General features: G+C 62.2%; 28 protein-coding genes. 15 read left to right on the plus strand and 13 right to left on the minus strand.

From position 1 onward, the window contains the following. Positions 1 to 7 precede the first annotated feature (7 nt). A complete protein-coding gene (locus IVB05_RS20710) occupies positions 8 to 931 on the minus strand; it encodes an ABC transporter substrate-binding protein (protein WP_247786438.1) in 924 nt (307 codons plus the stop codon). An 86-nt stretch (positions 932 to 1017) separates the two neighbouring features. Here IVB05_RS20710 and IVB05_RS20715 point away from each other — a divergent pair, with 86 nt between their 5' ends. The 4 genes from IVB05_RS20715 (at position 1018) to IVB05_RS20730 (ending at position 6543) form a co-directional block, all read left to right on the plus strand. Further along, positions 1018 to 2001, plus strand: a complete 984-nt coding sequence (locus IVB05_RS20715; RefSeq protein WP_247786439.1) for a fumarylacetoacetate hydrolase family protein — start codon at positions 1018 to 1020, stop codon at positions 1999 to 2001. A gap of 48 nt (positions 2002 to 2049) precedes the next feature. Then, a complete protein-coding gene (locus tag IVB05_RS20720; protein WP_247786440.1) occupies positions 2050 to 2826 on the plus strand; it encodes a cyclase family protein in 777 nt (258 codons plus the stop codon). 39 nt (positions 2827 to 2865) lie between these two features. Continuing rightward, positions 2866 to 3963 carry an amidohydrolase family protein gene (locus tag IVB05_RS20725; RefSeq protein ID WP_247786441.1) on the plus strand — a complete coding sequence of 366 codons (1098 nt, stop codon included), beginning with the start codon at positions 2866 to 2868 and terminating at the stop codon, positions 3961 to 3963. A 771-nt stretch (positions 3964 to 4734) separates the two neighbouring features. Then, entirely contained in the window at positions 4735 to 6543 is a 1809-nt protein-coding gene (locus IVB05_RS20730) for a carbamoyltransferase C-terminal domain-containing protein (RefSeq protein WP_247786442.1), read from the plus strand. A 30-nt stretch (positions 6544 to 6573) separates the two neighbouring features. Here the strand turns inward: IVB05_RS20730 and IVB05_RS20735 are convergent, their stop codons facing one another. Then, the gene (locus tag IVB05_RS20735; RefSeq protein WP_247786443.1) at positions 6574 to 7719 is read right to left on the minus strand and encodes an OpgC domain-containing protein; all 1146 of its coding nucleotides are present in this window, start codon (positions 7717 to 7719) and stop codon (positions 6574 to 6576) included. A 232-nt stretch (positions 7720 to 7951) separates the two neighbouring features. On the opposite strand from IVB05_RS20735, the gene IVB05_RS20740 reads away from it, so the two are divergent. Beyond that, complete coding sequence (locus IVB05_RS20740; protein WP_247786444.1) at positions 7952 to 8257, plus strand: ETC complex I subunit; 306 nt, start codon at positions 7952 to 7954, stop codon at positions 8255 to 8257. An 84-nt stretch (positions 8258 to 8341) separates the two neighbouring features. Here IVB05_RS20740 and IVB05_RS20745 read toward each other — a convergent pair whose 3' ends face one another. Both IVB05_RS20745 and IVB05_RS20750 read right to left on the minus strand, forming a co-directional pair. Continuing rightward, complete coding sequence (locus IVB05_RS20745; protein WP_247786815.1) at positions 8342 to 8839, minus strand: Lrp/AsnC family transcriptional regulator; 498 nt, start codon at positions 8837 to 8839, stop codon at positions 8342 to 8344. Between the two features lie 5 nt (positions 8840 to 8844). After that, positions 8845 to 9513 carry a TetR/AcrR family transcriptional regulator gene (locus tag IVB05_RS20750; RefSeq protein ID WP_247786445.1) on the minus strand — a complete coding sequence of 223 codons (669 nt, stop codon included), beginning with the start codon at positions 9511 to 9513 and terminating at the stop codon, positions 8845 to 8847. A gap of 176 nt (positions 9514 to 9689) precedes the next feature. Here IVB05_RS20750 and IVB05_RS20755 point away from each other — a divergent pair, with 176 nt between their 5' ends. The 4 genes from IVB05_RS20755 (at position 9690) to IVB05_RS20770 (ending at position 15488) form a co-directional block, all read left to right on the plus strand. After that, positions 9690 to 10862: an isovaleryl-CoA dehydrogenase gene (locus IVB05_RS20755; RefSeq protein ID WP_247786446.1), complete on the plus strand. Its 1173-nt coding sequence runs from the start codon at positions 9690 to 9692 to the stop codon at positions 10860 to 10862. A gap of 113 nt (positions 10863 to 10975) precedes the next feature. Next, on the plus strand, positions 10976 to 12580 hold the full coding sequence (locus IVB05_RS20760) for a carboxyl transferase domain-containing protein (RefSeq protein WP_247786447.1): 1605 nt from the start codon (positions 10976 to 10978) through the stop codon (positions 12578 to 12580). A gap of 2 nt (positions 12581 to 12582) precedes the next feature. Continuing rightward, positions 12583 to 14583, plus strand: a complete 2001-nt coding sequence (locus tag IVB05_RS20765) for an acetyl/propionyl/methylcrotonyl-CoA carboxylase subunit alpha (protein WP_247786448.1) — start codon at positions 12583 to 12585, stop codon at positions 14581 to 14583. Continuing rightward, entirely contained in the window at positions 14580 to 15488 is a 909-nt protein-coding gene (locus IVB05_RS20770) for a hydroxymethylglutaryl-CoA lyase (RefSeq protein ID WP_247786449.1), read from the plus strand. Before IVB05_RS20765 ends, IVB05_RS20770 begins: the two co-directional genes overlap by 4 nt. A 5-nt stretch (positions 15489 to 15493) precedes the next feature. On the opposite strand, the gene IVB05_RS20775 is transcribed toward IVB05_RS20770, so the two are convergent. From IVB05_RS20775 to IVB05_RS20790, 4 genes are all read right to left on the minus strand, one after another. Continuing rightward, a complete protein-coding gene (locus tag IVB05_RS20775; RefSeq protein WP_247786450.1) occupies positions 15494 to 16420 on the minus strand; it encodes a dihydrodipicolinate synthase family protein in 927 nt (308 codons plus the stop codon). Positions 16421 to 16493: 73 nt separating this feature from the next. After that, positions 16494 to 17477, minus strand: coding sequence for a TRAP transporter substrate-binding protein (locus IVB05_RS20780; RefSeq protein ID WP_247786451.1), 984 nt, complete (start codon positions 17475 to 17477; stop codon positions 16494 to 16496). Positions 17478 to 17504: 27 nt separating this feature from the next. Then, complete coding sequence (locus IVB05_RS20785) at positions 17505 to 18770, minus strand: TRAP transporter large permease (RefSeq protein WP_247786452.1); 1266 nt, start codon at positions 18768 to 18770, stop codon at positions 17505 to 17507. After that, a complete protein-coding gene (locus IVB05_RS20790; RefSeq protein ID WP_247786453.1) occupies positions 18770 to 19393 on the minus strand; it encodes a TRAP transporter small permease in 624 nt (207 codons plus the stop codon). Before IVB05_RS20790 ends, IVB05_RS20785 begins: the two co-directional genes overlap by 1 nt. Positions 19394 to 19568: 175 nt before the next feature. On the opposite strand from IVB05_RS20790, the gene IVB05_RS20795 reads away from it, so the two are divergent. Continuing rightward, complete coding sequence (locus tag IVB05_RS20795; protein WP_247786454.1) at positions 19569 to 20249, plus strand: GntR family transcriptional regulator; 681 nt, start codon at positions 19569 to 19571, stop codon at positions 20247 to 20249. Between the two features lie 169 nt (positions 20250 to 20418). Here the strand turns inward: IVB05_RS20795 and IVB05_RS20800 are convergent, their stop codons facing one another. Together IVB05_RS20800 and dctP are read right to left on the minus strand one after the other, a co-directional pair. Then, positions 20419 to 20649, minus strand: coding sequence for a hypothetical protein (locus IVB05_RS20800; protein WP_247786455.1), 231 nt, complete (start codon positions 20647 to 20649; stop codon positions 20419 to 20421). Further along, positions 20646 to 21668 carry a TRAP transporter substrate-binding protein DctP gene (dctP, locus tag IVB05_RS20805; protein ID WP_247786456.1) on the minus strand — a complete coding sequence of 341 codons (1023 nt, stop codon included), beginning with the start codon at positions 21666 to 21668 and terminating at the stop codon, positions 20646 to 20648. The genes IVB05_RS20800 and dctP overlap by 4 nt, the downstream gene beginning before the upstream one ends. A 402-nt stretch (positions 21669 to 22070) precedes the next feature. On the opposite strand from dctP, the gene IVB05_RS20810 reads away from it, so the two are divergent. Further along, positions 22071 to 22310: a pentapeptide MXKDX repeat protein gene (locus IVB05_RS20810; RefSeq protein ID WP_108519462.1), complete on the plus strand. Its 240-nt coding sequence runs from the start codon at positions 22071 to 22073 to the stop codon at positions 22308 to 22310. Between the two features lie 243 nt (positions 22311 to 22553). Here the strand turns inward: IVB05_RS20810 and IVB05_RS20815 are convergent, their stop codons facing one another. Then, the gene (locus tag IVB05_RS20815) at positions 22554 to 22907 is read right to left on the minus strand and encodes a DUF6481 family protein (RefSeq protein ID WP_247786457.1); all 354 of its coding nucleotides are present in this window, start codon (positions 22905 to 22907) and stop codon (positions 22554 to 22556) included. Positions 22908 to 23033: 126 nt separating this feature from the next. On the opposite strand from IVB05_RS20815, the gene IVB05_RS20820 reads away from it, so the two are divergent. After that, positions 23034 to 23216 carry a hypothetical protein gene (locus IVB05_RS20820; RefSeq protein WP_247786458.1) on the plus strand — a complete coding sequence of 61 codons (183 nt, stop codon included), beginning with the start codon at positions 23034 to 23036 and terminating at the stop codon, positions 23214 to 23216. A gap of 10 nt (positions 23217 to 23226) precedes the next feature. On the opposite strand, the gene IVB05_RS20825 is transcribed toward IVB05_RS20820, so the two are convergent. Then, complete coding sequence (locus tag IVB05_RS20825) at positions 23227 to 23442, minus strand: hypothetical protein (protein ID WP_247786459.1); 216 nt, start codon at positions 23440 to 23442, stop codon at positions 23227 to 23229. A gap of 196 nt (positions 23443 to 23638) precedes the next feature. Here IVB05_RS20825 and IVB05_RS20830 point away from each other — a divergent pair, with 196 nt between their 5' ends. Both IVB05_RS20830 and IVB05_RS20835 read left to right on the plus strand, forming a co-directional pair. Next, entirely contained in the window at positions 23639 to 23881 is a 243-nt protein-coding gene (locus IVB05_RS20830) for a hypothetical protein (protein ID WP_247786460.1), read from the plus strand. 73 nt (positions 23882 to 23954) lie between these two features. Further along, positions 23955 to 24227: a hypothetical protein gene (locus IVB05_RS20835; RefSeq protein ID WP_247786461.1), complete on the plus strand. Its 273-nt coding sequence runs from the start codon at positions 23955 to 23957 to the stop codon at positions 24225 to 24227. A 354-nt stretch (positions 24228 to 24581) separates the two neighbouring features. Here the strand turns inward: IVB05_RS20835 and IVB05_RS20840 are convergent, their stop codons facing one another. After that, positions 24582 to 24782, minus strand: coding sequence for a hypothetical protein (locus IVB05_RS20840; protein WP_247786462.1), 201 nt, complete (start codon positions 24780 to 24782; stop codon positions 24582 to 24584). Positions 24783 to 24842: 60 nt separating this feature from the next. Here IVB05_RS20840 and IVB05_RS20845 point away from each other — a divergent pair, with 60 nt between their 5' ends. Then, positions 24843 to 25031: a hypothetical protein gene (locus IVB05_RS20845; RefSeq protein ID WP_247786463.1), complete on the plus strand. Its 189-nt coding sequence runs from the start codon at positions 24843 to 24845 to the stop codon at positions 25029 to 25031. Positions 25032 to 25101 lie beyond the last annotated feature (70 nt).

A 25101-nucleotide genomic window follows, 5' to 3' on the forward strand; every position in this document is an offset into this window, starting at 1 on the left:
AAATCCTCTACTTCAGGACCAGCTTCGACGTGTCGAGCTTGGATTGCAGCATCTTCTGCGTCGACATTACCTCGATCCACCAGGCGAGTTGTTCGGGCTTCAGCGCCGGTTCGGAGCGGTTCGGCGGCGTCGCCTTGACCAGCTCGATCGGCTGCTTGGTGAACTTGGCAATCGAGTTCGAGGCCTTTTCGCGGTCGTTGTTGACGATCTCTGCGGATTCGGCGAGCGCATCGCGGAATTTCTTGATCGCCGCGGCGTTCTTTTCCGCCCATTCGCGCGACGCCGCGTAGAAGATGATGGGGTCGGTACGCGCCAGTTCGACCGCATAGCGCGCGCCGACCGAGCCCAGTCCGGCATCGGTCATGCGGGTCACGAACGGCTCAGCTGTCAGTACGGCATCGACGCCGCCCGACTTGATGATGTCGGCCATGGTCGGGAAGGTGACCTCGACGAAATTGACGCTCTTGGGATCGACGCCTTTCTCCACCAGCCATTTCACGAACAGCACGTGCAGGAAGGCGTTCAGGCCGGGCGCGCCGACTTTCTTGCCGACAAAGTCCTTCGGCTCCTTGATGGTGATGCCGTTGCGGACAAAGGCGGTGATGTTGCCGTTCGACACCGGGCTCATGACGGTCGCCCCGGCAATGGCGACGAGATCGAGGCCGCCGTCGGCCGCCTGCAGGAACACGGTCGAGGTCGGTCCGCCGATCTGGATCGAGTTCGACAGGATCGCGGCCGGGATATTCGAATTGATGCCGATCGGCGTCATCTCGACCTCGAGCCCGTGCTTTTTGAAAATGCCTTCGTCGATCGCCACCATCGCCGAGGCGCAGTCCGAGGTCGCGGTGCAGCCAACCTGGATCTTGGCCTGGGCAAAGGCGGTGCCGGTCAGCGCCACGCTGACCGCAAGGGCGGCAAGAGCCTTTTTCACGGTGTTTTCCCCACTCACATTTTTCTGTCTTGTTTATCGATATTTTTTTTGATCATATATTTCATCGGAAAACAAGGGGTCATCCAGTGAAACTCGCGACATTCAAATCCGGCGGACAGGAAAAGATCGGAATCGTGCATACGGGCGATACGCTTCTGTTCGATCTCGCAGCCGCCGCCAACCGAAGCGGAAGCGCCAGTCCCGCCTTCGCATCGATGCTGGCATTGATCGATGCCGGAGGCGCCGCACTCGAGCAGGCTTCAAAGGTGTTCGACAAGCACGGCAAGGACGAGAGCTTGTCCATAAAGACCGAGACGGCCGAAATTCTCGCGCCGGTCCCGGAGCCGCGGCAGATGCGGGACGGCATGTCGTTCCCGCTGCACATCCTGCAGGCCCCGCGCGGGCAGCTCAAGCTTGCCGCGCGCGCCAAGGGCGACATGGCGGAGCTGGCGCGGATCGAGGGCGAACCGCTCGGCGAATTGCCGGAGGTCTACCGCAAGCAACCGATCTACTACATCACCAACCGCTTCAGCGTGCGCGGCACCAACACGACGGTGAAGTGGCCGCGCTACAGCCAGGTGATGGATTACGAACTGGAATTCGGCATCATCACCAAAAGCAAGGGCGCCAACATCTCCGCCGCCAAGGCCCGGGATCACATCTTCGGCTATACGATCTTCAACGATTTTTCCGCGCGCGATGCCCAGCGCATTGAAATGGAAGGGCGGCTGGGGCCGGCGAAAGGCAAGAGTTTTGACGGCGGCAACGTGATGGGGCCGTGGATCGTCACCCCGGACGAGATCGGCGATCCCTACAAATTGAAGATGGAAGCGCGCGTCAACGGCGAGAGGCGCTCGCAAGGGGTAAGCGAGGGCATGCTATTCTCGTTCGAGGAGATCATCGCTCATGTCAGCAAGGACGAAACCCTGATGCCCGGCGAATTCATCGGATCCGGTACCGTCGGCAATGGCTGCGGCCTCGAGCTCGGCTGGTATCTCGAGCACGGCGACAGCATCGAACTCGAAGTCGAAAAGATCGGCACGTTGAAGAACCGGGTCGAGCGGCAATAGTCTGCCTCCGGCGACGTCACCAATAAGAACATCCAGCGAGGAAACGCCATGGCGCGCAAGTTGATCGATATTTCTGTTCCCCTGCAAAACGACGTGCCGGCCGATCCGCCCGGCAACCACCCGACCATCCAGTACATCGATCACCAGCAGGGCCTGCCGCGGATGCTGCAGTTCTTCGACGGGCTGAAGGCGGAAGATCTGCCTGATGGCCAGGGCTGGGCAGTGGAGCAGGTATCGCTCTCCACTCATAACGGCACGCATCTGGATGCGCCCTGGCACTTCCATCCCACCATGAATCGCGGCGAACGCGCATGGACCATCGACGAGGTGCCGCTGGAATGGTGTTTTCAGCCGGGCGTGAAACTCGACTTCCGGCATTTCCCGGACGGCTATGTCGCCACCGCCAAGGATGTCGAAGCTGAACTGAAGCGCATCGGCCATACGCTGTCGCCGCTGGAGATCGTCGTGGTCAACACCAGCGCCGGCGTCAAATACGGCCGGCAGGATTACGTCACCTCCGGCTGCGGCATGGGGTACGAGGCGACGATGTATCTGTTGGAGCGCGGCGTGCGGCTAACCGGGATCGACGGCTGGAGCTGGGACGCGCCGTTCGTCTACACCGCGAAGAAATATGCCGAGACGAAGGACGCCAGCCTGATCTGGGAAGGCCACAAGGCCGGCCGCCACATCGGCTATTGCCACATCGAGAAGCTGCACAATCTCGAACAGCTGCCGTCGACCGGCTTCATGGTGTCGTGCTTCCCGGTGAAGATCGAGCGCGCCTCGGCCGGCTGGACCCGGGCGGTCGCCATTCTCGACGGCTGAAGCTGCACGCAACAATAAACAAGATCGGGGAGAGAACGAATGACGGATTTGCGTACGCCCTCGCTGCGGGGGTGCTTCTGCTGTGGTCTAACAAGCTCGTCACTCTCCAACCCAAGCCGGCGCGGCTTCATGCTCGGTGCCGGCGCGCTGGCGATATCAGCGGCCATGGGGCGCGACGGGGCAGGGGCGCAACCCGCCGACACAAAACCGTTCCGGATTGATGTCCATCATCATCTCTCGCCGCCGGCCTATGTGACCGCATCGAACGATAGCGGCTTCGGCGATCCCCTGATGAAGAACTGGAGCATCGAGAAATCGCTGGCTGACATGGACAAGGCCGGCATCGCCACCGCGATGCTGTCCGTCACCACGCCCGCCGTCAATTTCACCAGGGGCGATGCCGCGCGAAAACTCTGTCGGGAGTCGAACGAGTATGCCGCAAAACTGGTCGCGGATTATCCCGGGCGGTTCGGCAATTTCGCGATGCTGCCGCTCACCGACGCCGAAGGCAGCCTGCGCGAACTGACGTATGCGCTCGACACGCTCAAGGCCGACGGCGTCGCCTTGATGACGAGCTATGGCGACAAGTGGCTTGGCGATCCATCGTTCCTGCCCGTGATGGAAGAACTCAATCGGCGCAAGGCGCTGGTCTACACCCATCCGACCGCGGCCAATTGCTGTGTGAATCTCGTGCCGACGCAGCCGCCCGTCATGATCGAGTTCGGCACCGATACGACGCGCACCATCGCCGACATCATCTTCTCCGGCAATGCGCGGCGGTTTCCCGATATAGACTGGATATTCTCGCATGCGGGCGGGACGATGCCGTTCCTGATCGAGCGTTTCGTCCGCCATCCGCTGCTGGTGCCGAAGGCCAAGGAGACGGTGCCCGAGGGCACACTCACCGAGCTGAAGCGTTTCTTCTACGACACCGCGCAAACCTCTAACCGCGGCGCGATGTCGGCGCTGGCGGCGATCATCCCGCCGTCGCAAATCGTGTTCGGAACGGATTTCCCGTACCGGACCGGCAGCGATCATGTGAAGGGTTTGCGGGAGGCGGGCGTGTTCACAGACGATCAGATCACGGCGATCGAGCGGGGGAATGCGCTCAAGCTGTTACCGCGACTCGCAAGCTAGTTTGGGAGTAAACCGAACGTCTCGTCGCGTCGCGAAGCGATCCATCAAAAAAAGAAAAGGCGCGCCGGATTGTCCGGCACGCCTTTGATCTTGTCTCCGATCCCCGCCTTAGGCGACGGCGATCGTGGCTATATCACCACCTGCAGACGCGGACGCCGTAGGGGTTCCACCAGCAACGCGGTCCAGGGCGTACATAAACCGGCCCGCCATAGAAGCCTCGGCCTCGGCCGTAACCTCGGCCGCCATAGAAGCCACGGCCGCCTCCGCGATAGAAGCCACGGCCACCGCCGCGATAGCCTCCTCTGCCGCCTCGGTACGCCTGCGCCGACGTGGTCGTTCCGCCGACCAGAATGGCAGAAGTGCTGGCCACGTAGACGAACAACAAAGCTAACGCTGCGAGGCAGCGGGTCAGGATATTGTAGCGTTTAGCCATTCGAGAATCTCCGGGTCACTTCCAAACATCTGGACTTCGGCGCTATCTCACTTAGACGCGTGAGAAGGCTTTCGGTTCAGATGCGCTAAGATTATATTTTTACTAAGGTTCTTTCGGGCTCTTGGGACTTTATTAAGAAGGGCAGGTAAGGTCAAGTTACAGCCGGTCTGTCGAGGGTTTTTGCATTGTGCCGTTCATCTTCCTGAATGCATCCTGAACGCCGATGATTGTGCGCTGCAGAATTCCGAGAGAAGCTACGGCAAGGCCACGCCGGCAACTTGATCTCGACACGATTTCCATTTTTTCAGCATAAGACCACCTCGCCTTAACGAGTACCCATGTCCAAAAAACACACTTATGTCCTCGGCTTGAACACCTATGACCATGATGTGAGCGCCTGCCTGTTGCGCGACGGCGCCATCGCCGTTGCGATCGCAAAGGAGCGGATCACGCGGGCCAAGCACGCATCGGGCTTCTACAAGGAAGTGATCGATTATTGCCTCGAGGCCGAGGGCATCACACTCGACGACGTCGATCTGGTGGTGCGCAACTGTTACATCCTGCCGGTCCAGGAAATGGAGGAGCGGCTGGTCTATTTCGACGCGCCGGGCTTTCTTCCGGAGTTCGAGCGAGGCGACGCGGCCAAGCACCCGCTGTATCTGTCGCGTCAGGACAAGGTGGTCACGATCTCCCACCACCTCGCGCACGCCTACAGCGCGTTCGCGGTGTCGCCGTTCGAGGATGGCGTCGTGATGATCGTCGATGGCGTCGGCAGTTACCGCTCCGACGTCATGGAAGCCTTTCCCGCCAGCGACACGGCGACGCCGCTCGCGCGTGAGTCGGAGAGCTATTACAAGTTCAGCGGCACGACGCTGGAATGCCTGAAGAAGGTCTGGATGGAGCCGGACCGCGGCTTCCTCAGCGACGAGTTCTACACCATGCCCGGTCTCGGCGCGCTCTACAGCCGCGCCTCCACCTACATTTTCGGCGACTGGAACAAATGCGGCGAGCTGATGGGGCTCGCGCCCTATGGCCGCCGCGACCAGGTCAAGCATTTGCTCGAACTGAACGACGGCAAGCTGGACGTGCCGCACTGGACCGCCGACTTCAAGCAGCCTTTTGTGTTCGATGGCAGCAATTGGGAAAAGAGCCCTGCGATGCGGCACTGGGAAGATCTGGCCTGGCGGACGCAGGACGACACCGAAAACGTGCTGCTCGCGCGCGCCCGCTGGCTGCGCGAAACCACCGGCGCGAAGAACCTCTGCATGGCCGGCGGCGTCGCGCTGAACTGCGTGGCGAACGGGCGGGTCGCCCGCGAAGCGGGTTTTGAGAATGTCTGGATCCAGCCCGCGGCGGGCGATGACGGCATCGCGATCGGCTGCGCCTATTACGGCTGGCTCGAGATCCTGAAGCAGCGCCGCGACTTCGTGATGGATCATTCCTATGTCGGCAGGCGCTACAGCGATCAGGAGGCAGCGAAGGAGCTGCAGAAATTTCTGGTGCGGATCCAGGTCGATGCCGTCAGAAGCGACAATGTCTGCCGCGACACGGCAAAGCTGCTCGCCGACCAGAAGGTGATCGGTTGGTTTCAGGACCGGTCGGAATTCGGACCGCGCGCGCTCGGCAATCGCAGCCTGATCGCCGATCCACGCAAACCCGAGATGAAGGACATCCTCAACAGCCGCGTCAAGCACCGGCAGGCGTTCCGCCCCTTCGCGCCGATCGTGCTGGCCGAGCGCATGAAGGAAATCTTCGAAGGCGAGGAGGACTCGCCCTTCATGCTGATCGCCAAGCCGGTTCGTCCCGAGTGGCGGGACAGGATTCCAGCGATCGTGCATGTCGATGGCACCGCGCGGGTGCAGACCGTGCGCGAAGAAACCAATCCGATGCTTTATCGTCTGCTGAAGGAATTCGAGGCGCTGACCGGTGTTCCCGTGCTGATCAACACCTCATTCAACATCAAGGGCGAGCCGATCGTGGAAACGCCGCAGGATGCCGTGAACTGCTTTCTGACCACGGGCGTCGATCATCTGATCATCCACGATACGATCGTCTCGAAGGCCGCCATGCACAAGGTCGTCGCGCCGCTGGTCAATATCTACACCGACGTGCGGATGCTGGTGGCATCGACCGCGCAGCCGGCCTAAACCCGGCTGTCGCATCCCGCCAGGAGCCGCTCAGGCGGCTTTCGGCGCCGCCGGCTTGAGCGGCTTGTCCTGCCGCTTCGACCAGGAAATGTAATAGGCGACGATGGTCATGATCGCGATGCCGGTCACGCTGACGAAGATCTGCGCGAACAGCGAGCCTGAGCTCAGCGACAGTTCGAAATGCCCGATGAACGACAGGAACACGCCGACGCAGAACACGGCCAATGATTGCTGGCCGCAAACGACCAGCGGATCGAAAATCTTCCACTCCAGGCCCGGCCATTCCTTCGGCACGAAACGGATGACCAGGATCACGATCACCACGAAGTGCAGGAAGCGATAGGGCGCAAGGTTGGTCTTGTCGTTCGGGTTGAACATCGAATACAGCCACTGCGGGAACATCTCGCCGAACGCCGAAAACCTGCCGGCCATGGTCATGACAAGCCCCAGGATCATGTAGGCGATGCAGAACCAGAGCGTGGCCGGGTGCATGATCACTGACGCCGACTGCCGTGCGCCTCCGAGCGCGCACCATGCGCCGAAGATGAACAGCACCTGCCACGCGAACGGATTGAAGTACCAGGTGCCGGCCGGGTAGGCCGGCAGGTTCCAACCGGTCTGCCGCGACACCAGCCACAGCGCGATCGCGGCCAGCATGGTCCAGTTGGGCTGGCGCAGCATGATCCACAACACCGGCGGAAACAGTCCCATCAGCACGATGTAGAGCGGCAGCACGTCGAGATTGACCGGCTTGAACTTCAGGAACAGGCCTTGCCGCAGCGTTTCGGTCGCGTTGTCGATAAGGCCGGCCACGTTGAAGTCGTTGACCAGTTGGGAATCGCCGAAACGCAATGCGAGATAGCTGATCGAGGCGATATAGATCACGAACAGGATGATATGGGCGACATAGAGCTGCCAGACGCGCTTGGTCAGCCGCGTGGCGCCGACAATGAAGCCGCGTTCCAGCATCATCCGGGCGTAGACGAAAGAGGCGGTATAGCCGGAAATGAAAACGAACAGGTCGGCGGCGTCGCTAAACCCGTAATTGCGGGTGGTGATCCAGTTCACGACGTTGTCTGGAATGTGGTCCAGGTAGATCGCCCAGTTCGCAACCCCGCGAAACAGGTCGAGCCGGAGGTCGCGTCCTTTTTCTGGCAGGGTGGCGTTGATTTTCATGGCTGCCGTTTCGCAGTGATGCTTTCGGGAGGATGGCGCCGCAGAATCGGGTCCCGGGCGCCGGATGGCCCTAGATTGTCACAGTACGGCATAATGACTATACCGGTACGGAAATGGTACATCCGGGTTTTACGGAATCACCGATCAAATTTCCTGAAAGGTGTCTCTATACTATCCCGGCCGTTTCCACCAACCGCTACCATGTCGCATACGCTTAAGGACCCGACCATCCATGACCGCACGCATTTTTAAGCCCGCCAAAAACGCGATGCAATCGGGCAGGGCCACGGCCCGGGAATGGCAGCTCGACTACGAGCCCGAGCAGCCCCGGGCGGTCGAGCCCCTGATGGGCTGGACCTCGTCGAGCGACATGAAGCAGCAGCTCACTCTGCAGTTCGACACCAAGGAAGACGCGATCGCCTATTGCGAGCGCAAGGGCATTGCCTACCAGGTGATCGAGCCCAAGGATTCGGTACGCCGGCCGGCCGCCTACGCCGACAATTTCGCCTTCAAGCGCGTCGAGCCCTGGACGCACTAGGCTTGGACGCACTAGAGGCTTGGACGCACTAGAGGCTTGGGCGGTGCTTCCCGGTCGCTCGACGCGGGGAGTTGCGGGCGAGGGCTACTGCGCCGGGCCGGAGGCCGCCGGAGTGTTGGGGATCGGCAGCGGCGCATCCTTTGCGACGCCAAGCACCGGGAAGGTTCTGATGTTGCGTACTTCAGCCATCGCGGAAAACTGCAGAAGCTGCTGGTGCATGCCCTCGACGTTTCGCGCCACGCATTTGAGCAGATAATCGGCGTCGCCCGAAATCCGCCAGCTCTGCAGGACCAGCGGCACCGCCGCGATCGATTTTTCGAACGCCTGCAGCGGGGCCTGGGCCTGGCTCTGCAACTGGATCAGGACAAAGGAAATGACTTCGTAGCCAAGCAGCGTTTCGTCGAGCGTGGCTCTGACGGCGCTGACATAGCCGCGCTCGCGCAGCGCGCGAACCCGCCGCCGACATGGCGGTTCCGAAAGACCGACCCGCTCAGCCAGCTCGTTGTTGCGGATACGTCCATCTCTCTGCAGCTCGGACAATATCTTCAGGTCGATGTCGTCGAGGGGTTGGCGTTCCGTCATAGGCATCATCGGCGCTCCAGCCTGCCGGGCGTGGTGACGTCAGGGGAGGGCGCGCGTTTGGTTCGGGCCGGGTCAGGTGTCGCACCGGGGGCGACGCTCGATAGCACCAGCTTTTCGTGGGCGGCGACGATGGCCTCCTTGGTGAGCCGCCCACCGGGCCGGTACCAGGTGGTGAGGCCGGTCAACAGGGCCAGGATCGCAAATGTCGCCACCTGGATGTCCACGACTTCGAATTCGCCTTCGGCGACGCCTTCGCTGAGGATTTCGGCCAGCCGCCGTTCATAGGCGCCGCGCAGCGCCACGATCTCTTCGTAATTCTTCGGCTCAAGACTTCGCAATTCGGAATTGGCGATGAAGACCTCGCGCTTCCTGGTCATGTGATAGGTGACATGGAAGGCTGTGAAGGCGCGGAGCTTGTCGACCGGCCGCTGCTTGCCCTGCAGCGCGCGATCGAGCTGGCGAAGCAATTCGTTGATGTGGTCCCGCACCAGCTCGAACAGCAATTCCTGCTTGGTCGAGATGTGGTTGTAGAGCGATCCCGACTGGATCCCGACCTCGGCCGCAAGCTGACGCAGGCTCATGGCCGCGTAGCCGTGCTCGAAGATCAGGCGCAGCCCGGCCTTGCGGATCGCCTCCATTGTCTTGGGGCCGTGAGAACCGATCGTCCGCGCCATGGAGCCTCTGGGCATTTGCCGCCGTGGAAACGAGCGGTCGATCGTATAATTATGTCACGAAAATACAGTAATTTCAATCGTCTATAACCATCATTTGAGCCCCGACAGGTTCTGCTTGCAGCTAAGTTAAAAAAACGTATGATCGTTTAATTCCAAGGAAATACACCCCGGGGGAAATGATGGCCTCAAACAGGCTGCTTCTCAACTTCGATCTCGGCGAGACCGCGGATGCGATCCGCGAGACGGTGCATGCGTTTTCTCAGAACGAAATCGCGCCGCGCGCCGCCGAAATCGACCGCAGCAATCAATTCCCCAGGGATCTCTGGCCCAAGATCGGCGCGCTCGGCCTGCACGGCATCACCGTTGAGGAAGAGTATGGCGGCAGCGGCCTCGGCTATCTCGAGCACTGCATCGCACTCGAGGAGATGTCACGGGCTTCCGCCTCGGTCGGCCTGTCCTACGGCGCGCATTCCAACCTCTGCGTCAACCAGATCCGCCGCAACGGCAATGAAACACAGAAGCGGAAATACCTGCCGAAGCTGATCTCGGGCGAGCATGTCGGTTCGCTGGCGATGTCGGAGCCCGGCGCCGGCTCTGACGTGGTCTCGATGAAGACCCGCGCCGACAAGAAGGGCGATCGCTTTGTGCTCAACGGCAACAAGATGTGGATCACCAACGGCCCCGAGGCCGATACGCTGGTGGTCTACGCCAAGACCAATCCCGAGGCCGGCCCGCGCGGCATGACCGCCTTCATCATCGAAAAGGGCACGAAGGGATTTTCCACCGCGCAGAAGCTCGACAAGCTCGGCATGCGCGGCTCCGACACCTGCGAACTGGTATTCGAGGATTGCGAGGTCCCGGAGGAGAACGTGCTCAGTGAAGTCGGCCGCGGCGTCAACGTGTTGATGTCGGGCCTCGACTATGAGCGCGCGGTGCTGGCGGCGGGACCGATCGGCATCATGCAGGCCTGCATGGACGTGGTGCTGCCTTACGTGCACGAGCGCAAGCAGTTCGGCGAGCCGATCGGAAGCTTCCAACTGGTGCAGGGCAAGATCGCCGACATGTACACCACCATGAACGCCTCGCGCGCCTATGTGTATGCGGTGGCAAAGGCCTGCGACCGCGGCGAAACCACGCGCGAGGATGCGGCAGGCGCTATTCTCTACGCGGCGGAAAAAGCCACCCAATGCGCGCTCGACGCCATTCAGCTGCTCGGCGGCAACGGCTACATCAACGACTATCCGACCGGGCGTCTGTTGCGCGACGCCAAACTCTACGAGATCGGCGCCGGCACCAGCGAAATCCGCCGCATGCTGATCGGACGGGAACTGTTTGAAAAGACCGCTTGAGCTTCCCATTGAGCCGAAGATGATACAGGCTGCCGCATTCTCTTCGAATGGGCTGTCCCGACCTTTCTGAAGCCATCCCAACGGCCCTCCAGCATCCAAAGAAAACGCCGATCATGCCGCTTCATTCCACCATCGATCCCACATCCTCCGAGTTTGCCCGTAACGCCGACGTGATGCGCGGCCTGGTGGCGGAGCTTCGCGAGAAGCTCAAGGTCGTGTCCGGCGGTGGCGGCGAGACGTCGCGCAAGCGGCATACCTCGCGCGGCAAGATGCTGGCGCGCGAGCGCGTCGACCTGCTGGTCGATCCCGGCACCGCATTTCTCGAATTGTCACCGCTCGCGGCCAACGGCCTTTATGGCGGCGACGTCCATTCCGCCAGCGTCATTACCGGGGTGGGGCGCATTTCGGGCCGCGAATGCGTCATCGTCGCCAATGACGCCACCATCAAGGGCGGCACGTATTATCCGATGACCGTGAAGAAGCATCTGCGGGCGCAGGACATCGCGCGGCAGAACAATCTGCCCTGCGTCTACATGGTCGATTCCGGCGGCGCCTTCCTGCCGATGCAGGAAGAGATCTTTCCCGACGAGCGGCATTTCGGCCGCATCTTCTACAACCAGGCACAGATGTCCTCGCAGGGCATTCCTCAGATTGCGATCGTCATGGGCTCCTGCACCGCCGGTGGCGCCTATGTGCCGGCCATGTCGGACGAGAGCATCATTGTGCGCAATCAGGGCACGATTTTCCTCGGCGGGCCGCCGCTGGTGAAGGCCGCGACCGGCGAGGTGGTGACGGCGGAAGAACTCGGCGGCGCCGACGTGCATTCGCGGCAATCCGGCGTGACCGATCACTATGCGCAGAATGATGCCCACGCGATCGGAATTGCCCGGCGCATTGTCGCCACCCTGAAACAGCCGACGCGCGCGAACCTGAACATGCGCGAACCGCGCGAGCCGCTGTTTCCGGCGGAGGAGATCTACGGCGTGGTCTCTGCCGACGGCAGAAAACCGTTCGACGTGCACGACATCATCGCGCGGGTCGTCGACGGCTCCGAATTCGACGAGTTCAAGAAGCTCTACGGCACGACGCTGATCTGCGGCTTCGCCCACATTTGGGGCTATCCGGTCGGCATCATCGCCAACAACGGCATCCTGTTCAGTGAGAGCTCGCTGAAGGGCGCGCATTTCATCGAACTGTGCTGCCAGCGCAATATCCCGCTGGTGTTCCTGCAGAACATCACCGGCTTCATGGTCGGAAAGAAATACGAAGCCGGCGGCATCGCGCGCGACGGCGCCAAGCTGGTGACGGCGGTGGCGACAGCGGGCGTGCCAAAGTTCACCGTCGTGATCGGCGGCTCCTATGGCGCCGGCAATTACGGCATGTGCGGGCGCTCCTATAGTCCGCGCTTTCTCTGGCTGTGGCCAAATGCCCGCATCTCGGTGATGGGAGGCGAGCAGGCTTCGATGGTGCTAAGCCAGGTCCGCCGCGACAATATCGAGGCCAAGGGCGAGACCTGGTCGGCGGAAGACGAAGAGAAATTCCGCGCCCCCATCCGCGCGCAATACGAACACCAGGGCAATCCCTATTACGCCACCGCGCGGCTGTGGGACGACGGGGTGATTGATCCCGCCGACACAAGGCTGGTGCTTGGCCTTGGATTATCAGCGGCTGCCAACGCGCCGATCGAACCCACCAAATTCGGCTTGTTCAGGATGTGATGATGGACCGCGCAAAACTCTACCGGCGTTTTCGCACGCTTCTGATCGCCAACCGGGGCGAGATCGCCTGCCGCGTCATCCGCTCCGCCCGCGCCATGGGCCTGCGCACCGTCGCCGTCTATTCCGATGCCGACCGCGACGCCATGCATGTCGCGATGGCGGATGAGGCCGTGCTGCTGGGACCCGCGCGGGCACGCGACAGCTATCTCAACATCGAACGCGTGATCGCAGCCGCGCGCCAGACCGGCGCCGAGGCCATCCATCCCGGCTATGGCTTCCTGTCGGAAAATGCCGAGTTCGCACAGGCCTGTCTCGACGCCGGGCTGGTGTTCGTCGGCCCGACGGCCGCGATGATGACCGCGATGGGATCGAAATCCGGCTCGAAGGAGCTGATGGAAAAGGCCGGTGTGCCGCTGGTGCCCGGCTATCACGGCGAGGCCCAGGATGAGGTGACGCTGACAAAGGCCGCCGACAAGATCGGTTTCCCGGTACTGGTGAAGGCGTCCGCCGGCGGCGGCGGGCGCGGCATGCGCGTGGTGAATGCGGCCGGTGAGCTTTCAGCGGCGATCGTCAGCGCAAAGCGCGAGGCCAAGGCTGCGTTCGGCGACGACCGCATGCTGATCGAGAAATTCGTGCAGAACCCGCGCCACATCGAGGTGCAGATCATCGGCGACAGCCACGGCAATCTGCTCTCGCTCTGGGAGCGCGAATGCACGTTGCAGCGGCGGCACCAGAAGGTGACCGAGGAGGCGCCGTCGCCGACGCTTGACGCCAAGCAGCGCGAAGCGGTCTGCGCTGCCGCGCGCAAAGCGGCCGCCGCCGTGAACTATGTCGGCGCCGGCACCATCGAGTTCGTCTCCGACGGCAAGGAGGTGTTCTTCATCGAGATGAATACGCGCCTGCAGGTCGAGCATCCCGTGACCGAGCTGATTACCGGCGTGGATCTGGTGGAATGGCAATTGCGGGTGGCGTTCGGCGAAAAACTGCCGCTCAAGCAGGACGAGATCAGGCTGAACGGCCACGCCATCGAGGCGCGGGTCTATGCCGAAAATCCGCAGAAGAATTTTATGCCCTCGGTCGGCCGGATCAAGACCTGGCGCACGCCTGATGCCGTCGATGGCCTGCGGATCGACGCCGGTTATCGCGACGGCGATGCGGTGTCGCCATACTATGACGCCATGCTGGCAAAAGTGATCGCCTGGGCGCCGACGCGCCAGGCCGCGATCGAGCGGCTCAACCGCGGGCTGGAAGAGACCGACGTCCGCGGTATCGTCACCAACATTCCGTTCCTGTCGGCGCTCATCACGCACCCGAACGTGCGCGCCAATACCATCGACACCGGCTTCATCGAGCGTGAGTTGAAGAAGCTGACGGAAGCGTCGGGCGCGGCTGGCGATCTCGAGCTTTGCGCCGCGGTCGCCGCCATCGTCAACGAGGAGCAGAAGTCCGCGCACAAGGATTCGCCATGGCAGACTTTTGGCTGGATGCCGGTCGGAAGGCGGCAACGGGTGTTCTCGTTCCGTCAGGGGCAGGGTGCCGAGCATAAGGTGACGCTGCACTATGGCTCCGGGCCGATGACACTCTCGATCGGCAAACACGAATTTGTTTTCGCGACCTCGCCGTCGGATGACGACAGCTTCGATCTGACGATCGACGGCATGAAATCGCGCGTCGTCGCCGTGATCGAGGGCCATGAGCTTTACCTGCGCACCCGCAGTGGCCGCTTTGACCTGCATTGGGTCGATCCGTTCGGCGGCGAGACTGAGGAACAGGTGGGCGAAGACAAGATCGTGGCGCCGCTGCCGGGCACGGTCGTCGCGCTCCTGGCCGAGGAGGGCGCGACTTTGGAGAAGGGCGCTGCGATCCTCACCCTCGAAGTGATGAAGATGGAGCAGACCCTGCGCGCGCCCTTTGCGGGCGTGCTGAAGAAGGTCAAGTGCAAGGTCGGCGATATCGTCGGCGAAGGCGTCGAACTTGCCGAAATCGAACCGGCGGCGTCATGAGCGATCGCGTCCACATCGTCGAAGTCGGCCCGCGCGACGGGCTGCAGAACGAGAAGACCCCGATCGGCGTCGCCGACCGGATCGCCTTCATCGAGGCGTTGATCGCTGCGGGCCTCCACACCGTAGAGGTCGGCGCGTTCGTGTCGCCCAAGGCGATCCCGCAGATGGTGGGATCGGCCGAGGTGTTGCGCGGCGTCAGCCATCACGTGGATTGTGAACTGCCGGTGCTGGTGCCGAACGAGAAGGGATACGAGGCTTCGCAGGCCGCCGGCGCCAAGCTGATCGCGGTGTTTGCCGCGGCGTCAGAAAGTTTTTCGCGGGCCAATATCAATTGCTCGATTTCGGAATCGATCGACCGGTTCAAGCCGGTGCTGGACCGCGCCAGAGCTGATGGCGTTCGTGTGCGCGGCTATATTTCCACCGTGCTCGGCTGCCCGTATGAGGGCGAGATCAAGCCGAAGGCTGTGGTCGATGTCGCAAAGGTGCTGTGGGATCTCGGCTGTTACGAAATTTCGCTCGGCGACACCATCGGCGTCGGCACGCCCCTGAAGGCGCGGCAGCTCCTCCGTGCGGTGGCCGGCCACGTGCCAATGGCCAATCTCGCCATGCATTTCCACGATACTTACGGTCAGGCCCTCGCCAACCTCTATGCCGGGATGGAGGAGGGCTGCCGCGTGATCGATTCCGCCGCCGGCGGTCTCGGTGGCTGCCCCTACGCCCCCGGCGCGACGGGGAACGTCGCCACCGAGGACGTGGTCTACATGCTCGAGGGCATGGGCATTGCGACCGGCATCGACATGACAAAGCTGGTCGCGGCCACCAACGTGGTTAGCGGGCTGATCGGCCGGCCCCCGGTCAGCCGCGTGGCGGTAGCGTTGAACGCGAAGGCGCGGGCCGCGAAGTAGGCCGCTTATGCAGCCTTCAGTCCGACATTCGGCAGCAGCGGTCGGTTCTTCAGCGCTTTGGCCATCATGGCCTCGACCTCTGCCTTCTCGTGCGGCAGCAGAGCGAGCCGCGGCGGGCGAGTCAGCGCGGTGCCGCGGCCCATGATGTGCTCGCAAAGCTTGATGCACTGGACGAGGTCTGGCCGGGCATCGAGGTGCAATAGCGGCATGAACCATTCGTACAGCGGCATGGCCTCGGCATAGCGTCCGGCCTTGGCGAGGCGGAACAGGGTTTCACCCTCGCGCGGGAAGGCGTTCGACATGCCGGATACCCAGCCCACCGCACCCATCGCCACGCTTTCGACGATGACGTCGTCGAGGCCGGCGAACAGCACGAAGCGATCGCCGACCATGTTGCGGGTGTCGATGAAGCGCCGCGTGTCGCCGGAGGAATCCTTGAAGCAGACGACGGTTTCGACATCGGCGAGGGTGACGAGAATGTCCGGCGTGACGTCGTTCTTGTAGATTGGCGGATTGTTGTAGAGCATGACAGGCAGATCGGTCGCCGTGGCGACCGAGCGGAAGTGCGCGGCGGTTTCATGCGGCTTGGACGAATAGACCAGCGCCGGCATCACCATCACACCGTCGATGCCGACTCGCGCGGCCTCCTTGGCGGTTTCGACGGCGAAGGCGGTCGTGAACTCGGCGATGCCGCACAGCACGGGGACGCGGCCGGCCGCGACCGACTTGGCCGTCTCCATGATGGCGATCTTCTCCTTGCGCTCCAGCGAGGTGTTCTCGCCGACAGAGCCGCAGACGATCAGTCCGGAAACGCCGTCGCGGATCAGGCCGTCCATGACCTTGGCCGTTGCATCGATATTGAGCGACAGATCGTCATTGAATTGGGTGGTGACGGCCGGGAAGACGCCTTCCCAGGAAATGCGTGGGCTCATTGTTTGGCTCCGATTGGAATTTCCGGCGGATTGTCACATCCGCCGGGCTTTGGCTTGAGAATGGCGGATGGGATCAGAGCGTCGCGCCGATCTTTCGCAGCTCGGCAAGAACGGGCGCCTTGGGCAGCCAGATCTTGTCGAATTCGGCGATGACGGCCTCGGTATCTTTGGCGTCAACCTGGCGGATCGGTATCGGTGCATTCTTGAAGTTCTCGACCAGCTTGGGCTCATTGCCGGCCAGTTCGTCGATCTGCGCGTCGAGCGTCGATTTGACGGTCTTGGTGATCAGTTCGCGGTCGGCCGCCGGCAACGACTGCCAGACGCGGCCGGAGACGACGGCTGCCATCGGCATGAAGACGGCGTTCATCTGCAGGATGACTTTTGAGACCTTGTCGAAGCGCTGGTTCCAGGAGAATTCCAGATCCGCCTCGAGGCCGTCGACCTGGCCGTTCGCCATGGCGTCGAACACCTGGGGTGTCGGGATCGGCGTCGGTGCGGCGCCGAGCGACGAATAGAAATCGCGATAGACCGGTGTCGGGTTGATGCGCAGCTTCATGCCCTTGATGTCGGCAAGGCTCGTCAGGTCTTTCGACGAGAAAACCGCGCGCATGCCGGTGATGCCCCAGCCGAGGCCGATGGTTCCGGTTTCCTGCGGCAGCACCTCGAACAGCTTGATCGCCGCCGGATGGCGGACGAATTTCGCGACCGACGGCGTCGAGCGCACGATGTAGGGCGCGTTGATCGCCGCGATATGCGGCACGCGCGAGCCGAGTTCAGCGGCCTGGATAAAGCCCATGTCGAGCGCGCCGGACTGCAATTGCTGCATCATCGCCGGCTCGTTGCCGAGCTGGCCGGAGTGAAACACCGTCATGGTCAGGCGTCCGTTGGTAGCCGCCTTGAGATCGTCGCCGAGCTTGAGCGCCGCCTTGTTCCAGGAATGGCCATTGGGCGTGATGAGGCCGAGGCGGAATTCCTTGGCCTGGGCGAGTGCCAGCGACGGCGCGAACAGCGGCACGGCCGCGCTGGCGGCAAGGAAATGGCGACGCGAAAGGGACATGGCAAGGCTCCTGAAGAGTTGGCGGGTCTACTTGATGAGGACGAGGGAGAGGGACGGGTAGAGCGAGAGCAGCACCAGCAGGACGCAGCTGATGACGAAGAACGGCAGCGTCACCATGAACATCTTTCCGGGCTTGGCCCCGGTGACGGCAGCCGCAACGAAGAAGCAAAGACCGACCGGGGGTGACAGCAATCCGAGGACCAGATTGATCACCACCACCACGCCGAAGTGACGCGGATCGATGTGATAGATGTCGGTGGCTACCGGCAGCAGGATCGGCACCGTCATGATCAGGCCGGGAATGCCGTCGATGACCGTGCCGATCACCAGCAGGATCACGTTGCAGATCAGCATGAAGCTGACCGGATCCTTGGCGACCGACTGGATCCAGCCGGCGGTCTCCTGCGGCACCTTGCCGAAGATCAGCACCCAGGAGAACACGGCCGCCGCGGCTACCAGGAACAACACGATGGCCGAGTAGATGCCGGCGCGCAGCATCATCTGCGGCAACTGCGAAAACTCGAACTCCTTGGTCCAGTATTTTCCAATGAGTGCCGCCGCCACCGCGCCGACGGCCGCGGACTCCGTCGCGTTGGCGAGCCCGCCGAGGATGCTGCCGACGATCACGATGGGGATCAGTAACGTCGGCGACGTCCGCAGGATCGTCGCCACCCGCTGCCGTGGCGTCTGATAATCGGCCTTGGGATAATTGTAGACGTATCCCATCAGCGCGATGACCACGCAGAACATCGCCGTCAGGATCACGCCCGGCACGATGCCGGCAATCAGCATGTCGCTGACGGAGACCTGCGCCAGCACGCTGTAGACGACGAACATCACCGACGGCGGAATGATCGGTCCGAGCATGCCGCCATAGGCGGTCAGTCCCGCCGCAAAGGTCTTGTCGTAGCCCTTCTTTTCCATTTCCGGCACCATGATCTGCGCCATGATCGCGACCTGCGCGGTCGCCGAGCCGAGGATGGAGGAGATGAACATGTTGGCGAGGATATTGACGTAGGCCAGCCCGCCCTTCAGCGAGCCGACAAAGGCCATCGCCATGTCGACGATGCGCCGCGTAATGCCGCCGCCGTTCATGATCTCGCCGATCAGGATGAAGAGCGGAATGGCGATCAGGCCATAGCTGTCGACACCGCCGAAGAGCTGCAGCGGGTAAGACTGAAACAGCACCGGATTTCCCGATGCGATGATGTAGACGAAGCCGGCGAGGCAAAGACAAAGCCCGATCGGTACCCCGACCAGCATGATCGCGATGAACGCGGCCGAGGTGATCATCAGTTGACGCCGTCGAGTTCGGAGAGCTGAAAACCTTTTGGCGGAGTCCGTGGGACCAGTTCGAGATCCTCCAGCAGGTTTGCGAGGCCATGCACGGTCATCGACACCGCGAAGATCGGCAGCGTCAGGTAGACGACCCAGGTCGGCCAGTTCAGCGTCTGCGTGCGCTCGGTGTAGAGGAAGTTGAAGGTCTCGGCGGCGAGCTTGCGTGCGTCGAAGCCGGCGCGGGCGAGACCGATCGGATCCATCCAGAGAAAGCAGGTAGCGATCAGGGCCACGCCGAACGTGACGACCATGCCTGTTGCGATGACCTTCGCGATCTTCTGATTCCGCGCCGAGAGGCGCTCGGTCATCATGGTGACGGCGAAATCGAGCCGCAGCCGCGTCATCGCGGAGGCGCCGACGAAGGTCAGCCAGACCACGCAATAGACCGCCGATTCATCGATCCAGTAGATCGGGAAGTGCGAATAGCGGGTGACGACGTTCACCAGGATCAAGGCCGTCAGCAGATACATCAGGCCCATCAAGGCGATGCGCTCGAAAGCGAGCAGGAGGCTCGAAGCCCTGACAACGATCCGCCGGGCGCTGAATCCCGGCGCATCCGCAATCGTCTGCTCGACCATAAAGAGCCCCGCTACCCCTGAGATTTATCGTGCACTTCAAAAATGTATAATTTATACAATCTTGTCAAATGGAGATTGTGGGGCTCTGACAGCTTTTGCTGGGTCGGGACCACGGCAACATGCGAAATTGGTGCCACCTCGATTGGAAAGGCCGGCAATGACGACGGAAGATCAAATGAAAGTCCCCCTGAAGCACCGCACGCTGTCGGCTGCGATCGTCGACCAGCTCCGGCAGTCGATTCTCGACGGGACCTATCCAGCCGGCTCGCAGCTTCGGCAGGACGCGCTGGGCGATGCCTACGGCGTGAGCCGCATTCCCGTGCGCGAGGCGCTGTTTCAGCTCGAGGCCGAGGGGCTGGTGAGGATCGTCCCGCAAAAAGGCGCGATCGTCTCGGAACTGTCGCTGGACGAAATCAACGACGTGTTCGATCTCCGCGGGATCATGGAGCCGCGGCTTTTGGCGCAGTCGGCGCCGCACTTTGCGGAACAAGACTTTGCCGGGCTGGATGACATCCAGAAGCGCTTCGAGAAGGCGATCAAGGCGGGCAATGTCAGCGAGTGGGGCCAGCTCAACGCCGACTTTCACATGGCGCTGTACGTTCACGCGCGCCAGCCCCGCACCAAGGTGATCGTCGTGGCGCTGCTGCAGACCAGCGACCGCTACACGCGCCTGCAACTCTCCAATACCAAGGCGATGGGGACAGCCGAAAAGGAACACGCCCATCTGATCGCGCTATGCCGGGCGCAGCGGATCGACGAAGCCTGCCGGTTTCTGGAGCACCATATCGAGGCGGTGCGGACGGACCTGTTGCAGGTGGTTGGCGGCGGGTCGATCGCGGCGCGTGCGGGGCGGTAAAGACGAGGTCGGGTGCAACGGCTTAAGCAGCGTCATTGCGAGCGAAGCGAAGCAATCCACCTCTCCGCACGGGAATAGATGGATTGCTTCGTCGCTTTCGCTCCCTTGCGCAAACGCTTCGCGTTTGTCGCAGGCAATGACGGTGGTTGAAAGCGGTGGGCTAATTCATCTACCGCCCGTCCGAGCCCATCACCAGATCCGGCAGCCAGGTCGAAATCCCCGGGAAGAAGCACAGCAGCAGCACCGCCAGCATCATCAGGAGCACGAAGGCCAGCGTGCCCCAGATCACCTCGATGACGCGATTGCAGAGCGCCAGCGCCTGGCCGAGCGCCGCAACGAGCGGTTTGCCCGTGGCGGCCTCGGAATGGTCTTGTTGATCCGGAAGCGGACCATGCATCATGGGGCGACGTCGCTTGCGAGCTTCAGCAGATTGGCTGATGTCGCCGTCTTGGCGCTGTAGTCCTTCCAGGCGGTATCGCGCGCAATATCCCGCCACTTGCTGACGGTCGCCACGTCGAGCTTGCTGACATTGGCGCCGGCCTTCTCATAGACCTTCGCGACCTCGATATCGTCGTCCTGCGCACCCTTGCGGCCGAACGCTTCCAGTTCGCTGCCCACCGAAAGCAGGATGTCCTGCTGGTTTTTTGGCAGCTTGTCGAAGATCGCCTTCGACATCATCAGCGGCTCCAGCATGAACCAGTAGGAGGCGCCGGCGCCCGAGGTCAGCGACTTCGCGACCTCTTCGAGGCGGAACGAGATCAGGCTGGTGGAGGAGGTGATGCCGGCGTCACAGGCGCCGGTCTGCATCGCGGCGTAGATTTCGTTCGACGGGACCGACAGCACGGCTGCTCCCGCGGTCTGCAGCACCATGTCCATCTCGCGCGAGCCGCCGCGCACCTTCAGCCCCTTGGCGTCTTCAGGAGCGACGATCGGCCTGGAGCGGCTGGCGACGCCGCCGGCCTGCCAGACCCAGGTCAAAAGGATGATGCCCTTGTCGGCGAGGAAGTCGGTCAGCGCCTTGCCGACCGGCTCCTTCTTCCAGCGCAGGCCCTGGTCGTAGGTCGCGACCAGGCCCGGCATCAGGCCGATATTGGTCTCCGGCAATTCACTGCCGGCATACGGCATCGGGTAGAGACTGATATCGAGCGCGCCTTTGCGCATCGCCGAGAACTGCGCGTTGGTCTTGATCAGCGAGGAGTTCGGATAGATCTCGGCTGCGATCTCGCCGCCAGAGCGCTTGGCGATTTCGGCGGCGAACGTGCGGCACAGCCGGTCGCGGAAGTCGCCCTTGTTGATGGTGCCACCCGGGAACTGGTGCGAGATCTTCAGTGTCGTGGCGGCATGGGCGGTACCGGTGCCGAAACGAAGGACGGCGGGCGCGGCAAGTGCGGATGCGATGACATGGCGGCGTGTGAGCATGGTTTAATCCCTGCAAATAATTGTTGGGTCGGCGATCCGGACCGGCTTCAGCCCAGTTCGTCGGCCTTCATCCGAAGTGCTCTGGTCTGATAGTTCGAGGCGGTGTGATAGGTCGAGGCGGCACGCGACGGCAAGCCCGGATTCCAGCCCTCAGACCAAAGCCTGATACCGCTGCGGCGCACGCCCGGGAAAAGCCGTTCGCAAAAGAGTCAGTCGACAATACGTCCAACGCGGGGCACTCGCGGAGCGTTAGCCGCCGTCGTTTGCCTGCTTCAACTATCCGTGACAACGCGAGAACTTTGGGATGTGGCCGGTAACAAACCCGGCCGCGGCATCGTCGTTGGGGGAAGCGGCAGACGTCGCTTTCGAGAAACCAACTTGAACCCAAAGGACGACCACCCCATGACCACCACGACCCGTATCGGCCTCGGCCTGTCTGCCGCGCTCGTTTCGCTCGGCCTTGCGTTCGCGCCGGCCGTCTTCGCTCAGGACAAGATGGGCAAGGACGACGGCATGAAGAAGGAATCGATGTCCAAGGACGCGATGAAGAAAGACGACGGCATGATGAAAAAGGACGGCATGAAGCACGATGGCATGATGAAAGACGGCATGAAAAAAGACGACGGCATGAAAAAGAACTAAAGCCGCGCCGTCATTCCCTGCGACAAGCGCAAAGCGTTTGTGCAAGGGAGCGATGCTCAAGCATCGGCCCCGGAGGTTCGAGATTTCCCCGATGCGCCATTGTGCATCCCCGATGCGCTATTGCGCATCTTGGGGTCCGGCGCTCACGCACCAGCCGAAATGACGGGGAGGGCCGAATCTGTGTCACCGGCAAGAGACGGCGGTACACGTTTTGACCGCTCCTCTTGCCTAATTTCTTCTTGCCTACTTCTTCTTGCCCTTGCCTTTGCGGGCGGCGTAACGGGCGTCGCGCTTGGCCTTCTGCTCGGCCTCCAGCGCCTCCTGTCTGGCGGCCTCTTCTTCCTTTTCGCGCGCGATCCTGGCGGCTTCCACCGCGGCGGCCTCGGCCTCGCGACGTTTCTGCTCGGCCCTTTCGGCTTCCTTGGCTTCTCTTGCCTTGGCGCGCGCGGCGGCCTGGGCTTCGCGCTCGGCCTGGCGGCGCTTCACCTCGGGATCATCGGGCCCCGGCTGGGCGCGAAACTTGTTCAGAATGTTCTGCCGCGCCTGCATCGCGGCCTTCTGGCGGTCCGCGAAGTTCGGTTCCTTGAATCCACTCATAAAAGAGGCCTTGTCGCTTTCACTTTCGGGGTTGGACGCGCCAAACGCGCGGAATGGGGCCTAGGTAAGTGAACCCGAGGCAAAATGCCAGCGTCGAATGGGGCCGGTAGAGCAGGGGAGGCTTGCGTGAACAGCAAATGGCTCAAACTGATGCTGATGAGCGGGATTACGTCAGCCTGGCTGCTCTACGGGATGGCAACGGCGACCGAAGCCCTGAGCCGGGCGCTGGCGATCCTGCAATATGGGCTGCTCGCCTGCGCGCTGATTGGCCTGGTCGGCTCGCTGGCGATGCTCGCTTCGGAAAAGTGACCGCACTGTCCTAGACGTTATCGCGACGCCCACCGGGTCCGAGCACGCGTGCCACCGTCATCGCCGTCATCGCAATCCGGTCCGCGGTCCGCTGCGCCTCCAGCCTGTCGCGGGCATTTTCCCTGATCATGGTCTCGATCAGTTCGAGCCGCTTGGTCTCGTCGACCGCTTCTGACAGCAATTGCTTGTACCTGATGTAGTCGTAGATCGCTTCCTGCTTGTCCATCGCACGCCCCGCACACGCGCTCACCCCGAACGCGCAGTGTCGATCAAGGGTTGTGATTCCGCAACGGATTTACGCGAGTTATACCCATTTCCGCATCCGTCGGGCTCGCGCACAAACCCGTGTAGTGTGAACCTGTTCACAGGGGCCGTGGCGGGTCGTTCCTATCTTCCGGGCTTCTCAAACAGGAGCGACCGCCATGCCCCACAATTGGTGGACCCGCAAATACCTCGTTCTCGCCGCCGCCGTCGCGCTGGCCTTCTTAGGCTTCATCGTGATCGGCGTGTCCTATCCCGAGCCAGCCGCCAGCGCCGCTCTCGGTCCGGACTGGCAGTGCAGCCGGCTGGCCTTCGTCTTCACGACCTGCAGCCGGGCCAAGCACAGCCAGTCCGCGTCCGTCCGCGTCGCCAGAAGCGCGGTGTGCGGACGTCTGCGGACGTAATAGGATCTGGCCGGAAACGGGTTGGGCAGAACTGGAGTTTTCCACGCAAAAACTGTCTCGTCTTGTGGTGGCCGTGTCGGCGGCAGCTCTCGTGTTCCTGCCGGCCGGCGCCGCGCTGTCGCAGGGCGCTCCGAGCGGCGGGACCGCGCCTGCGGCAACGTCCACTGCCGCGCCGGAAACCACGGCTCCTGAAAAGGAGAAGGCGGCGCCGAAGAAAAAGAAGCCGGCCAAGATGACCCGGCAGCAGGAGATCGACCGTTCGGTCGACCGTGGCACGGTGCCCGCACGTTACCGGAACTCGGTGCCGAAAGAGTATCACCAGTATATTCCGTTCGATAAGCGGTAGAACGCAGCGATCCGGATTGGCTCGTTGCGCTAGCAACGATGGCCGGGCAGAGTTTTGCGGTCTTGCGCGCGGGATACACGCAAGGAATATGCACACGTGCATCCCACCGTACTCATACGGATTGGCTGCGCGCGCACGGCGCATCTATAACGACGTCGCTTGCAGCGGGGGGCGGGCGTTCGTTCATCACGACGAACGCTACCACTGGAGGCCACGAGGCCCGGACTCCTAGGCACTCCGGGCCTCGTCTACTCCTCATCGCAGCGGCCGAGCCGCTTCCGCCGCTCGAACCGCTTCATCGGCACAATCACATCGGAAAAGCGCAAACGCAGCACGCGGTCATCGGGCCGACGATCAAAGCGATCCGAGGAATTGCCAGATGATCAGCAGCACCACGATCACCAGCACGACATAGATGATCTTGCGGACGGTCCCGCTCATCGCACTTCCTTTCGTCTTCGCGCGCTGAAAGCGATGTCGGCATTCGGTCGCCCGGGTTTCAACGCCAGTGACGGGCCCGTCGGTCAGGCCGGGGCGCCGGGGTCGGAGTTCCAAATTCACCTTAAGTTGCCGTTTTGCTCCGACGGCCGGATTTCGATGCTAAGGGTTAGCCCCATGTGGAACGGTTGGAAAAAAGCGGCCATCGGATTGAGCGCGCTGCTCGCCTTCGTACTCCTGGAGTTGATGGCGGTCATCGGCGGCGTTGCCGTATTCCTGGGCCTTGTCATGGACGTGGATTTGCCGTTCTTCGCAGCCTCCGAGGAATTAGCCGTCCGGACGGCTCGCCCTGACCAACAGCCATGAGACAGGGAAACGTGTCGAAGGCGCTCGGTTCCCAACTCGGGGATTCCAGCCCAGTTTTTGCGCCGTTTCG

The organism is Bradyrhizobium sp. 170, assembly GCF_023101085.1.
Classification (GTDB): domain Bacteria; phylum Pseudomonadota; class Alphaproteobacteria; order Rhizobiales; family Xanthobacteraceae; genus Bradyrhizobium.

Excerpts from the sequence above, each read along its gene's own strand:
- IVB05_RS20760 (WP_247786447.1), top strand. The coding sequence starts at position 10,976 with ATGCCGCTTCATTCCACCATCGATCCCACATCCTCCGAGTTTGCCCGT.
- IVB05_RS20790 (WP_247786453.1), bottom strand. The coding sequence starts at position 19,393 with ATGGTCGAGCAGACGATTGCGGATGCGCCGGGATTCAGCGCCCGGCGG.
- IVB05_RS20785 (WP_247786452.1), bottom strand. The coding sequence starts at position 18,770 with ATGATCACCTCGGCCGCGTTCATCGCGATCATGCTGGTCGGGGTACCG.
- IVB05_RS20830 (WP_247786460.1), top strand. The coding sequence starts at position 23,639 with ATGCCCCACAATTGGTGGACCCGCAAATACCTCGTTCTCGCCGCCGCC.
- IVB05_RS20730 (WP_247786442.1), top strand. The coding sequence starts at position 4,735 with ATGTCCAAAAAACACACTTATGTCCTCGGCTTGAACACCTATGACCAT.
- IVB05_RS20725 (WP_247786441.1), top strand. The coding sequence starts at position 2,866 with ATGACGGATTTGCGTACGCCCTCGCTGCGGGGGTGCTTCTGCTGTGGT.
- IVB05_RS20845 (WP_247786463.1), top strand. The coding sequence starts at position 24,843 with ATGTGGAACGGTTGGAAAAAAGCGGCCATCGGATTGAGCGCGCTGCTC.
- IVB05_RS20770 (WP_247786449.1), top strand. The coding sequence starts at position 14,580 with ATGAGCGATCGCGTCCACATCGTCGAAGTCGGCCCGCGCGACGGGCTG.
- IVB05_RS20815 (WP_247786457.1), bottom strand. The coding sequence starts at position 22,907 with ATGAGTGGATTCAAGGAACCGAACTTCGCGGACCGCCAGAAGGCCGCG.
- IVB05_RS20735 (WP_247786443.1), bottom strand. The coding sequence starts at position 7,719 with ATGAAAATCAACGCCACCCTGCCAGAAAAAGGACGCGACCTCCGGCTC.
- IVB05_RS20795 (WP_247786454.1), top strand. The coding sequence starts at position 19,569 with ATGAAAGTCCCCCTGAAGCACCGCACGCTGTCGGCTGCGATCGTCGAC.
- IVB05_RS20755 (WP_247786446.1), top strand. The coding sequence starts at position 9,690 with ATGATGGCCTCAAACAGGCTGCTTCTCAACTTCGATCTCGGCGAGACC.
- IVB05_RS20720 (WP_247786440.1), top strand. The coding sequence starts at position 2,050 with ATGGCGCGCAAGTTGATCGATATTTCTGTTCCCCTGCAAAACGACGTG.
- IVB05_RS20765 (WP_247786448.1), top strand. The coding sequence starts at position 12,583 with ATGGACCGCGCAAAACTCTACCGGCGTTTTCGCACGCTTCTGATCGCC.
- IVB05_RS20740 (WP_247786444.1), top strand. The coding sequence starts at position 7,952 with ATGACCGCACGCATTTTTAAGCCCGCCAAAAACGCGATGCAATCGGGC.
- IVB05_RS20780 (WP_247786451.1), bottom strand. The coding sequence starts at position 17,477 with ATGTCCCTTTCGCGTCGCCATTTCCTTGCCGCCAGCGCGGCCGTGCCG.
- IVB05_RS20810 (WP_108519462.1), top strand. The coding sequence starts at position 22,071 with ATGACCACCACGACCCGTATCGGCCTCGGCCTGTCTGCCGCGCTCGTT.
- IVB05_RS20800 (WP_247786455.1), bottom strand. The coding sequence starts at position 20,649 with ATGATGCATGGTCCGCTTCCGGATCAACAAGACCATTCCGAGGCCGCC.
- IVB05_RS20825 (WP_247786459.1), bottom strand. The coding sequence starts at position 23,442 with ATGGACAAGCAGGAAGCGATCTACGACTACATCAGGTACAAGCAATTG.
- IVB05_RS20750 (WP_247786445.1), bottom strand. The coding sequence starts at position 9,513 with ATGGCGCGGACGATCGGTTCTCACGGCCCCAAGACAATGGAGGCGATC.
- dctP (WP_247786456.1), bottom strand. The coding sequence starts at position 21,668 with ATGCTCACACGCCGCCATGTCATCGCATCCGCACTTGCCGCGCCCGCC.
- IVB05_RS20775 (WP_247786450.1), bottom strand. The coding sequence starts at position 16,420 with ATGAGCCCACGCATTTCCTGGGAAGGCGTCTTCCCGGCCGTCACCACC.
- IVB05_RS20745 (WP_247786815.1), bottom strand. The coding sequence starts at position 8,839 with ATGACGGAACGCCAACCCCTCGACGACATCGACCTGAAGATATTGTCC.